We start from the raw sequence: 11,045 nt of genomic DNA on the forward strand, positions 1-11,045 counted from the left end.
GCCGGATCGATGCTGGTCCTCCGATTCTACGCGGACGCGGGCGTCCGGGGATACCGCGGCGGAGGTCCCCGGTAGACTGGCCGGGCAACCCACACTCAGGCACGCAGACACCGTGCCGCATATAGCTTCAGGAGATCCTCTATGGCCGCCATCCCCGACAAGCCCGCCCTCGAGGGTCTCGAAGACAAGTGGGGCGCCGCGTGGGAGCAGCAGGGCACGTACCTGTTCGACCGCGCCGCCGCGCAGAGCCAGGGCCGCGCGGGCGTCTTCTCGGTCGACACTCCCCCGCCGACCGCGTCGGGATCGCTGCACATCGGCCACGTGTTCTCCTACACGCACACGGACGTGAAGGCGCGCTTCGAGCGCATGCGCGGCAAGACCGTGTTCTACCCGATCGGGTGGGATGACAACGGCCTGCCGACCGAGCGCCGTGTGCAGAACTACTACGGCGTGCGCTGCGACCCGTCGCTTCCGTACGACCCGGACTTCACGCCGCCGTTCGAGGGCACGACCAAGAACCTCAAGGCCGCCGACCAGGTGCCGATCAGCCGCCGCAACTTCACCGAGCTGTGCGAGAAGCTCACGGTCGAGGACGAGAAGTCGTTCGAGGACCTGTGGCGCAAGCTCGGCCTGTCGGTGGACTGGACCCAGACCTACCGCACGATCTCGGACGAGACCATCCGCTCGAGCCAGCTGGCCTTCCTGCGCAACGTCGAGCGCGGCGAGGCGTTCCAGGCGCTCGCCCCGACCCTGTGGGACATCGACTTCCGCTCCGCGATCGCGCAGGCCGAGCTCGAGGACCGCGAGCAGCCCGCGGCGTTCCACCGTCTCGCGTTCCACAAGTCCGACGGATCGGGCGACATCGAGATCGAGACGACCCGTCCCGAGCTGCTCGCCGCGTGCGTGGCCCTGGTCGCCCACCCGGACGACGAGCGCTACCAGCCGATGTTCGGATCCACCGTGCGCACGCCGCTGTTCGACGTCGAGGTGCCCGTGCTGCCTCACCCGCTCGCGCAGCCGGACAAGGGATCGGGCATCGCCATGATCTGCACGTTCGGCGACGTGACCGACATCATCTGGTGGCGCGAGCTGGATCTGCCGAACCGCACGATCATCGGCCAGGACGGCCGCATCGTGGCCGACGCCCCCGACGTGATCGCGACCGAGCAGGCCAAGGCGCACTACGCCGAGCTGGCCGGCAAGACGGTGTTCAGCGCCAAGAAGCGCGTCGTCGAGCTGCTCGCCGAGTCCGGCGAGCTGATCGGCGAGCCTCGCCCGTTCACGCACCCCGTGAAGTTCTACGAGAAGGGCGACCGCCCGCTCGAGATCGTGTCGACCCGCCAGTGGTACATCCGCAACGGCGCCCGCAACGAGGAGCTCCGCGACCGCCTGCTCGAGCTGGGTCGCGAGATCGAGTGGCACCCCGAGTTCATGCGCGTGCGCTACGAGAACTGGGTGAACGGCCTCACCGGCGACTGGCTGGTCTCGCGCCAGCGCTTCTTCGGCGTGCCGATCCCCGTCTGGTACGCGCTCGACGAGAACGGCGAGCGTGACTACGACCGTGTGCTGGTGCCGGACGCCGCGCAGCTGCCGGTCGACCCGTCGACGGATGTGCCGCCGGGCTTCACCGAGGATCAGCGCGGCGTGCCGGGCGGGTTCGACGCCGAGACCGACGTGCTCGACACGTGGGCCACGTCGTCGCTCACCCCGCAGCTGGCCGGCGGCTGGCAGCGCGACGAGGAGCTGTGGCAGCTCGTCGCGCCGTTCGACGTGCGCCCGCAGGGCCAGGACATCATCCGCACGTGGCTGTTCTCGACGCTGCTGCGCAGCGCCCTCGAGGACGACCGCGCCCCGTGGGCCAACGCGGCCATCTCGGGCTTCATCGTCGACCCCGACCGGAAGAAGATGTCGAAGTCGAAGGGCAACGTCGTCACGCCCGCGGACATCCTCGACCAGCACGGCTCCGACGCCGTGCGGTACTGGGCGGCGTCGAGCCGCCTCGGCACCGACGCGGCGTTCGACCCGCAGAACCCGACGCAGATCAAGATCGGCCGCCGCCTCGCGATCAAGGTGCTCAACGCCGCGAAGTTCGTGCTGGGCTTCGAGGCCCCGGGTGCGCTGGGCGCGCCGGGCGCCGAGGTCACCGAGCCGCTCGACCTGTCGATGCTCGCGACGCTCGACGACGTGATCGCGAAGGCGACCGACGCGCTGGAGGCGTACGACCACGCCCGCGCGCTCGAGCTGTCGGAGTCGTTCTTCTGGACGTTCTGCGACGACTACCTCGAGCTGGTCAAGGAGCGCGCCTACGCGGGCGGCGACGCCGGCCGCTCGGCGGCCGTCGCGCTGCGCACCGCGCTGGAGGCGCTGCTGCGCCTGCTCGCGCCGGTCCTCACGTTCGCGACCGAGGAGTCGTGGAGCTGGTTCCAGGAGGGCTCGATCCACACCGCTCCCTGGCCGACCGCCACCGGCGCCGCGGGCGACCCGGCCGTGCTCGCGGCCGCGAGCGAGGCGCTGATCGGCGTCCGCCGCGCCAAGACCGAGGCCAAGGCATCCCAGAAGACGCCCGTCGCCTTCGCGGCCATCACCGCGCCGGCGGACAAGGCCTCCGCGCTGCGTCTCGCCGCCGACGACCTCAAGGCCGTGGGCCGCATCGCGGAGCTCGAGATCACGGAGGGCGAGGAGTTCGCGGTGACGCGGATCGACCTCGCGGAGACGGAGGCATGATGCAGCTGGGAACCCGTTGGACCGCAGGATCGACGCCGCCCGCCTCGGTGCCGGCCGACCTGCACGAGACGATCGCGCAGGTCGAGCAGCACCTGCCGGAGGGGCCGAAGCCCGGGTGGACGCTCACCTGGCTGGAGGGCCGCCCGATCGCCGAGCTCGACACCGGCGTCACCGTGACGCTGGACGCTCAGGGACTGCCGGTCGTGGGCCACATCGACGGCATGGACGACGAGGAGCGCTAGACCGCTCGTGACGAAGGCGCCGGGGATCATCGATCCGCGGCGCCTTCGTCGTCACTCCCTCAGAGCCGCGGCAGCGTGCGCGCCGACGCGTGCGCGGCGGCCATGCGCGCCTCGCCGAGCAGCCGCTCGCGCTCGAGGTCGGCCATCAGCCGCGCGTCGCGGCGCATCGCCTGCCGGTGGATGTGCGCCGCCAGCGCGTCGGCCGCACGCAGGGCGAGGCGCTCCGCCGTCGTGATCCGCAGCGAGGGCATCGCGGCGGTCGGCTTGGGGAAGGAGACGGCGGTCATGCGGTGCCTCCGATCTCGGGCAGGGGGAACAGGTCGGCACGGATGCTCACGGCCCGCACGTCGTCGCCCTGCTGGTCCCGATAGCGCGCCCCGGCCTCGCGCACGAGCTCCTCGATCTGCTTTCCCAGGGCCGCGAGCTGATCCGGGTTCATCCGGGTCGTGGTCGTGAACGACGCGCTGACCTCCCGCCAGGCCTCCGGCTCGCGATCGATGCGGCTCGTGAAGAACTCCTCCAGCTCCTGCGCGCGGCGGCGATGGAACTCGGCGGTCGCGGCCTGCAGCGCGGCGCGGCCGGCGGGCGAGCGGGTCTCCTCCGTGTCGCCGAATGCGAGCGACTCGTGCGGACGCTCCCACCAGCGCTCGCGCCCCGTGCTGCGCTCGGGGATCTCGCGGATGAGGTCCTGGCGCGCGAGGATCCGCAGGTGGTAGCTCGTCGAGCCGGACGACTCGCCCGTGAGCTCCGCGAGGGTGCTGGAGGTCTGGGGGCCGTTCTGACTCAGGATGTCGAGGATCCGCATCCGCAGCGGATGGGCCAGCGCACGCAGCGCGGCGACGCCGAGCACGCGATGCTCTCGCGCCTCGGTGGTCTCGCTCTTGTCGTCCATGGCATCGACCGTACAGTTGCAAAGAGGTCTTTGCAAGCATTTCTTTGCAGAGACTCGGCGGCACCGCGTCGTAGGGTGGGACGCATGACCGAGGCGCCCGAGTTCAACCCCCTGCTCGCCCCCTCGCCCCTGCCGTACGGGGTGCCCGACTACGCCGCGATCCGGCCGGAGCACTACCTCCCGGCAATCGAGGCAGCCTTCGCCGAGCATCGCGCCGAGATCGAGGCGATCGCCACCCGCGAGGACGAGCCGACGTTCGACAATACGATGGTCGCGCTGGAGCGGGCCGGCGCCCTGCTGGAGCGCGTGCTGCTCGCCTTCTACACGGTGAGCGCGGCCGACGCGACGCCCGCGATCCAGGACGTCGACGAGCGGCTCGCGCCCCTGATGTCGGCCCACACCGACGCCATCCAGCTCGATGCCCGCCTGTACGCGCGCATCCGCGCCCTGCACGACCGCATCGAGGAGCTCGGCCTGGAGCCCGAGGAGCGCCGCCTGGTCGAGCGGCACTTCCGCGAGATGACCCACGCGGGAGCCGCGCTCGATGACGACACGAAAGCGCGCCTCACCGAGCTGAACCGGCGCCTGTCGGAGCTCACCAACCAGTTCGAGAAGAACCTGCTCGCCGACACCAACGACCTCGCGGTCGTCTTCGACGACGCCGCGGCGCTCGACGGGCTGACGCCGGGCGAGCTGTCGGCCGCGAAGCAGGCGGCGCGCGACCGCGGTCTGGACGGCGGGCTGCTGGTCACCCTCACGCTCTTCTCCGGACACCCCTACCTGGCGCAGCTCACGGACCGCGCGGCGCGCGAGCGGATCATGGCCGCCTCGCTCGCCCGCGGCTCGCGCGGCGACGCGCACGACAACGGCTCCGTGCTCCTCGAGATCGTGCGTCTGCGCGCGCAGCGCGCGCGGCTGCTCGGCTACGCGTCGCACGCGGCCTACGTGACCGCCGATCAGACGGCCGGCACACCGGAGGCGGTCCGCGGCCTGCTGCTCGACCTCGCGGCGCCGGCGGCCCGCAACGCGCGGGCAGAGAAGGCCGCGCTGCAGCGGCTGGTCGACGAGACCGAGCCGGAGCCGTATGAGCTCGCCGCGCACGACTGGGCCTTCTGGACCGAGCGGGTCCGGGCCGCCGAGTACGACCTCGACACGACCGCGCTGCGCCCGTGGTTCGAGGCAGAGCGCGCGCTGCGCGACGGCGTGTTCCACGCCGCGACCCTGCTGTACGGCGTGACCTTCCGCGAGCGGGCGGACATCCCGGCCTACCACCCGGATGCGCGCACGTTCGAGGTCGTGAACGAGGACGGCTCGCCGCTCGGGCTCTACGTGCTCGACCTCTACACGCGCGACTCGAAGCGCGGCGGCGCCTGGATGAACTCGATCGTGAAGCAGTCCCGGCTGCGCGGCACCCAGCCCGTGGTGGTCAACAACCTCAACGTCCCCAAGCCCGCCCCCGGAGAGCCGACGCTGCTGACGCTGGACCAGGTCACCACGCTCTTCCACGAGTTCGGGCACGCGCTGCACGGCCTGTTCGCGACCGTGACCTACCCGCACTTCGCGGCCACGGCCGTGCATCGCGACTTCGTCGAGTTCCCCAGCCAGGTCAACGAGATGTGGATCCTCTGGCCGGAGGTGCTCGCGAACTACGCCGTGCACCACGAGACCGGGGAGCCGCTCCCTGGCGACGTGGTCGAGAGGCTGCGGGCCACGGAGTCGTTCAACCAGGGCTTCGCGACCAGCGAGTACCTCGCCGCCGCCTGGCTGGATCAGGCATGGCACTCGCTGTCGCCGGAGGAGGCCGAGTCCGTGACCGACGTCGCGGCGTTCGAGGCCGCGGCGCTGGCCGAGATCGGCCTGGACGACCCCGTGGTCCCCCCGCGCTACTCGTCGACGTACTTCGCCCACGTGTTCTCGGGCGGGTACAGCGCCGGCTACTACTCGTACATCTGGGCCGAGGTGCTTGACGCTGACACGGTCGAGTGGTTCCGCGAGAACGGCGGCCTCGCGCGCGGGAGCGGCGACCGGTTCCGCCGGCGCCTGCTCGGCGTCGGCGGTTCGAAGGATCCGCTCGAGGCCTACCGCGACTTCCGCGGGCGAGACGCCGAGATCGCGCCGCTGCTGAGGCGGCGGGGCCTCACGGGCTGAGGCCTGTCGGCGGCGCCCCCGCCGGGTCTACGCTTCGCGCAGGGGGGGCCGACGGGAGGCGCCATGTACCTGAGGACCGTGTCTGACGAGGAGGCTGACGGAGAGATCGCGGAGGTCTACGCGGCGGAGCGGGAGGCCATGGGATCCGTCATGAACGCGACCCGGAGCCTCTCGGCCAGACCGGACCTCATCGCTCCCGTGGAGCGCCTCCTCCACCAGATGCGCGACGGCTTCTCGCTGGGTCTGGAGGCCTTCCGCATGATCACGCTGGTGGTCGCCAAGCACGTGCCGTCCAGCTACTGCAGCCACGTGTACTTCCGCGGCCTCACGCGCTTCGTCGGCCGCGATCGCGCCCTGGCCATCCAGGCGGACCACCGCAGCGCGGGCCTCAGCGAGCGGGACGTCGCGATGCTGGACTACGCGGAGCAGATCGCGGTCGACGCCTCCCGGATCCGCGAGAGCGACATCACGCGGCTGCGTGAGGTGGGCTTCAGCGACCTCGAGATCGCCGACATCGCGTACGCGGCCGCGTTCCGATGCTTCCTGAGCCGCTACTTCGACGCGGTCGGCGCGGAGGCCGAGCCGGAGTTCCTCGACGAGGACGCCGAGGTGCGCTCGAGGCTCGCCGTCGGCAAGCCCTGACGCGTCAGGCGCTCTTCTTCTTCTGGGCCAGGACGAGGGTCGGCTCGGCGCCGTCCTCGACCGCGGCGCGCGTGATGACGACCTTGGCCACGTCGTCGCTCGAGGGGATCTCGAACATGATCGGGCCGAGCACGTCCTCCAGGATCGCACGCAGGCCGCGCGCGCCGGTCTTGCGCAGCACCGCGAGGTCGGCGATCGCACGGAGCGCCTCCTCCTCGAACTCGAGCTGCACGCCGTCGAGCTCGAACATGCGCTGGTACTGCTTGACCAGCGCGTTGCGCGGCGCGGTCAGGATCTCCATGAGCGCGTCCTGGTCGAGCGGCTGCACCGAGGCGATCACGGGCAGGCGTCCGATGAACTCGGGGATCAGGCCGAACTTGTGCAGGTCCTCCGGCAGCACCTCGCCGAACAGCGCGCTGTCGTCGCTCTTGTCGTGCAGCGGGGCGCCGAAGCCGACGCCGTGCTTGCCGACGCGCGACGAGATGATGTCCTCGAGTCCGGCGAACGCCCCCGCGACGATGAACAGGACGTTCGTCGTGTCGATCTGGATGAACTCCTGGTGCGGGTGCTTGCGGCCGCCCTGCGGCGGCACCGAGGCGACCGTGCCCTCGAGGATCTTCAGCAGCGCCTGCTGCACTCCCTCGCCCGAGACGTCGCGCGTGATCGACGGGTTCTCGGCCTTGCGGGCGATCTTGTCGACCTCGTCGATGTAGATGATGCCGGTCTCGGCGCGCTTGACGTCGAAGTCCGCGGCCTGGAGCAGCTTGAGCAGGATGTTCTCGACGTCCTCGCCCACGTACCCGGCCTCGGTGAGGGCCGTCGCGTCGGCCACGGCGAACGGCACGTTCAGGCGCTTCGCGAGGGTCTGGGCGAGATAGGTCTTGCCGCAGCCGGTCGGGCCGAGCATCAGGATGTTGCTCTTGGCGACCTCGACGTCCTCGGCCTTCTGGTCGGCGGGCTTCAGCTCGCCGCGCGCGCGGACGCGCTTGTAGTGGTTGTAGACCGCGACCGCGAGCGCGCGCTTGGCGGGCTCCTGGCCGACGACGTACTCCTCGAGGAACTGGAAGATCTCGCGCGGCTTGGGCAAGTCGAACTCCGCGACCTCTCCCCCGCCCTGGGACTCGGCCATCCGCTCTTCGATGATCTCGTTGCAGAGCTCGACGCACTCGTCGCAGATGTAGACGCCGGGGCCGGCGATCAGCTGCTGGACCTGCTTCTGGCTCTTCCCGCAGAAGGAGCACTTGAACAGGTCGGCGCTCTCACCGATGCGAGCCATGTGTCCTCCTCGGGCCTTTCCGTTCGAGCTTCCACGAGCCTAACCGCTGCCGCCGACACCGGGCCGCGACGCGCGACGTATTCGGTGACAGTCCTGTCACGGTCCGTCGCACGGACTCTGGTCAGCCCTTCGCCGAGCGCCCGCGGCGAGCGGCGATCTCCGCGATCAGGATCGCCTCGGTGTCGGGCCCGGCCTTGATGCCGCTCGGGAGCCGGAGCGCGAACACCACGCCGACGACCATCCAGACCGCGAAGATCAGGTACGACTGCCAGGCGAGCGTGATGCTGATGGGTGTGAGACCGGGGATGTAGAGCAGGAACAGCAGCACGCACAGCACGGTCGCCGCGACGCCCACGACCATCCCGGTCGTGCGCCCGCGCCCCACGCGGAACGGGCGCGACATCCCCGGGTCCTTGACGCGCAGCAGGCAGAACGACAGCGCGACGAGCGCGTACGCGAGCACGATCATCGGCGAGCCGCCGTCGACGGCCCAGCCCAGCACCGCGGTGCCGCCGAAGGGGGCGAGCACCGACAGCGCGCCGATGAAGAGCAGCGCGTTCGACGGCGTGCGGTACTTCGGGTGCACCTTCCCGAACCACTCCGGGATCATGCCCGAGACCGACATCGCCCACAGCAGGCGCGACGCTCCCAGCAGGAAGCCGATCCACGAGGTCAGGATGCCGGCCAGGCCCCCCGCGATCACGACCCGTCCCCAGAAGTCCGCGCCCAGCATGATGGCCAGCGCGTCGGCGGTCACGAGGTCGAACGAGGCCAGCTCGCTCGCCGGCATGGCCAGCGAGGTGACGTAGATCACCACGAGGTAGAACGCCACGGCCATCGCGACGGACAGGATGAGCACCCGTCCGATCCGTTTCGGCGGCAGGTCGATCTCCTCGGCCGCCTGCGGGATCACGTCGAAGCCGACGAACAGGAACGGCACGGCGCCGAGCACGATCGCGAACCCCGCGACGCCGCCGACGAAGTGCGGCTCGGTGTTGGCGACGTCGCCGCCCGCGAACCCTCCGAAGACCAGGAGCGCCGCGACCAGGAGGAGGAACGCCACCACGAAGGTCTGCACGAGCGACGTGATCTTCACGCCGCGGATGTTGATCCACGTCACGACGACCGCGGCCACGACGCCGACGAGCGCCCACGGCAGCCCGACCTCGAAGCCCGCGACGGTGTACATCGGCATGAGCGAGGCGAGGCCCGGGAACAGGTAGTCGAACGTGCGCGGCGTCGCGACGGCCTCGAACAGGATGACCGTGATGTAGCCGCCCGTGATGGCCCACGACCCGAGCATCGACCAGCGCGGTCCCATGCCCCGCATGAGGTAGTTGTGCTCGCCGCCCGCGTGCGGCATGGCCGACACGAGCTCCGAGTACACCAGGCCGACGAGGACCATGATGGCCCCGCCGACGATGAACGCGAGCATGGCTCCCCACGTGCCCGCGGAGGTGAGCCAGCCGCTGGTCAGCGTGATCCAGCCGAAGCCGATCATGGCGCCGAAGCCGACGAACAGCGCGTCGACCGATCCCATCGCCTTCACGAACACGCCGTCGCGGCGCCCGCCCCTGGTCTGAACGCTCGTCATGCTCCCCCTTCGATCCGCTCCGTCGCGGCCCATGGTCCCGGGCCGGGGTTTCGAGGACGTTACCGCGGAGATACGACGACGCCCCGGATCCCACGCGGGATCCGGGGCGTCGGGCCGACGGAGGTCGGCGACTACTTGGCGATCGCCTGGCGCTTGCGGGTCGTGAGCACCTGGTCGACGAGGCCGTACTCGACCGCGTCGACCGCGCCGAGGATCTTGTCGCGGTCGATGTCCTTGTTGACCTGCTCGACCGAGCGGTTGGAGTGCTTCGACAGCGTCTCCTCGAGCCACGTGCGCATGCGCAGGATCTCGGCCGCCTGGATCTCGATGTCCGACGCCTGGCCGTGGCCGGCCTCGCCCACGGCGGGCTGGTGGATCAGGATGCGCGCGTTCGGCAGCGCCAGGCGCTTGCCGGGCGCGCCGGCCGCGAGCAGCACGGCCGCCGCGGAGGCCGCCTGTCCCAGGACCACGGTCTGGATCTGGGGCGAGATGTACTGCATCGTGTCGTAGATCGCCGTCATGGCCGTGAACGAGCCGCCGGGCGAGTTGATGTACATGATGATGTCGCGGTCCGGATCCTGGCTCTCCAGGACGAGCAGCTGCGCCATCACGTCGTCGGCCGACGCGTCGTCGACCTGCACGCCGAGGAAGATCACGCGGTCCTCGAACAGCTTGTTGTACGGGTCCTGACGCTTGTAGCCGTAGGCCGTGCGCTCCTCGAACTGGGGCAGGATGTAGCGACTGCCGGGCATCTGCAGGCCCTGGGGCGACGTCTGGCCGGTGTAGGGGGTGTGCATCTTCGATACGTCCTTCTCTGTGGCTGCCGGCTCAGTTCGCCGCGCGGTCGGTGCCGCCGGCACCGGTCACGTCGACGGCGTGCTCGCGGATGTGGTCGACGAAGCCGTACGCGAGGGCCTCCTCGGCCGAGAACCAGCGGTCGCGGTCGCCGTCCTCGTTGATCTGCTCGACGGTCTTGCCGGTCTGTGCGGCCGTGATCTCGGCCAGGCGGCGCTTCATGTCGAGGATCAGCTGGGCCTGGGTCTGGATGTCGCTGGCCGTGCCGCCGAAGCCGCCGTGCGGCTGGTGCAGCAGCACGCGGGCGTTCGGGGTGATGTAGCGCTTGCCCTTGGTGCCGCTGGTGAGCAGGAGCTGACCCATCGAGGCGGCCATGCCGATGCCGACCGTGACGATGTCGTTCGGCACGAACTGCATGGTGTCGTAGATCGCCATGCCCGCAGTGATCGAGCCGCCGGGCGAGTTGATGTACAGGTAGATGTCCTTCTGCGAGTCCTCGGCGGCGAGCAGCAGGATCTTCGCGCAGATCTCGTTCGCGTTCTCGTCGCGCACCTCCGAGCCAAGCCAGATGATGCGGTCCTTCAGCAGCCGGTCGAAGACACTCTGTGCCATCAGCGGTTCGGGCATTCTCACTCCATTCAGTGGTGCGTCGATATGACCCTACCCGCGGGGTATCCGGGCCTCGCGCGTGTTCGCCGTGGGCATACGTTCGCGTCGCGGAGGCCCAGCGTG

The 11,045-nt window shown here is 70.3% G+C and carries 10 protein-coding genes; 4 read left to right on the top strand and 6 right to left on the bottom strand.

Features of this window, described 5'->3' with window-relative positions:
* Positions 1-141 precede the first annotated feature (141 nt).
* Both valS and ACYVGN_RS03390 read left to right on the top strand, forming a co-directional pair.
* Entirely contained in the window at positions 142-2,724 is a 2,583-nt protein-coding gene (valS, locus tag ACYVGN_RS03385) for a valine--tRNA ligase (protein WP_055991388.1), read from the top strand.
* Positions 2,721-2,966, top strand: coding sequence for a hypothetical protein (locus ACYVGN_RS03390; protein ID WP_308068132.1), 246 nt, complete (start codon positions 2,721-2,723; stop codon positions 2,964-2,966). Before valS ends, ACYVGN_RS03390 begins: the two co-directional genes overlap by 4 nt.
* 59 nt (positions 2,967-3,025) lie before the next feature.
* Here the strand turns inward: ACYVGN_RS03390 and ACYVGN_RS03395 are convergent, their stop codons facing one another.
* Both ACYVGN_RS03395 and ACYVGN_RS03400 read right to left on the bottom strand, forming a co-directional pair.
* Entirely contained in the window at positions 3,026-3,253 is a 228-nt protein-coding gene (locus ACYVGN_RS03395; RefSeq protein ID WP_460788779.1) for a hypothetical protein, read from the bottom strand.
* Positions 3,250-3,858 carry an ArsR/SmtB family transcription factor gene (locus ACYVGN_RS03400; RefSeq protein ID WP_055991382.1) on the bottom strand — a complete coding sequence of 203 codons (609 nt, stop codon included), beginning with the start codon at positions 3,856-3,858 and terminating at the stop codon, positions 3,250-3,252. Before ACYVGN_RS03400 ends, ACYVGN_RS03395 begins: the two co-directional genes overlap by 4 nt.
* An 84-nt stretch (positions 3,859-3,942) precedes the next feature.
* On the opposite strand from ACYVGN_RS03400, the gene ACYVGN_RS03405 reads away from it, so the two are divergent.
* On the top strand, positions 3,943-6,006 hold the full coding sequence (locus ACYVGN_RS03405) for a M3 family metallopeptidase (RefSeq protein ID WP_460788781.1): 2,064 nt from the start codon (positions 3,943-3,945) through the stop codon (positions 6,004-6,006).
* A 78-nt stretch (positions 6,007-6,084) separates the two neighbouring features.
* Complete coding sequence (locus tag ACYVGN_RS03410; RefSeq protein WP_200941094.1) at positions 6,085-6,648, top strand: carboxymuconolactone decarboxylase family protein; 564 nt, start codon at positions 6,085-6,087, stop codon at positions 6,646-6,648.
* A gap of 4 nt (positions 6,649-6,652) precedes the next feature.
* On the opposite strand, the gene clpX is transcribed toward ACYVGN_RS03410, so the two are convergent.
* The 4 genes from clpX to ACYVGN_RS03430 form a co-directional block, all read right to left on the bottom strand.
* Complete coding sequence (gene clpX, locus ACYVGN_RS03415) at positions 6,653-7,924, bottom strand: ATP-dependent Clp protease ATP-binding subunit ClpX (protein ID WP_055991373.1); 1,272 nt, start codon at positions 7,922-7,924, stop codon at positions 6,653-6,655.
* 121 nt (positions 7,925-8,045) lie between these two features.
* Positions 8,046-9,518 carry an APC family permease gene (locus ACYVGN_RS03420; protein WP_460788784.1) on the bottom strand — a complete coding sequence of 491 codons (1,473 nt, stop codon included), beginning with the start codon at positions 9,516-9,518 and terminating at the stop codon, positions 8,046-8,048.
* A 131-nt stretch (positions 9,519-9,649) separates the two neighbouring features.
* Entirely contained in the window at positions 9,650-10,315 is a 666-nt protein-coding gene (locus tag ACYVGN_RS03425) for an ATP-dependent Clp protease proteolytic subunit (RefSeq protein WP_055991367.1), read from the bottom strand.
* A 31-nt stretch (positions 10,316-10,346) separates the two neighbouring features.
* Entirely contained in the window at positions 10,347-10,940 is a 594-nt protein-coding gene (locus tag ACYVGN_RS03430) for an ATP-dependent Clp protease proteolytic subunit (RefSeq protein ID WP_055991364.1), read from the bottom strand.
* Positions 10,941-11,045 lie beyond the last annotated feature (105 nt).

This window comes from Microbacterium lacusdiani (assembly GCF_054779895.1).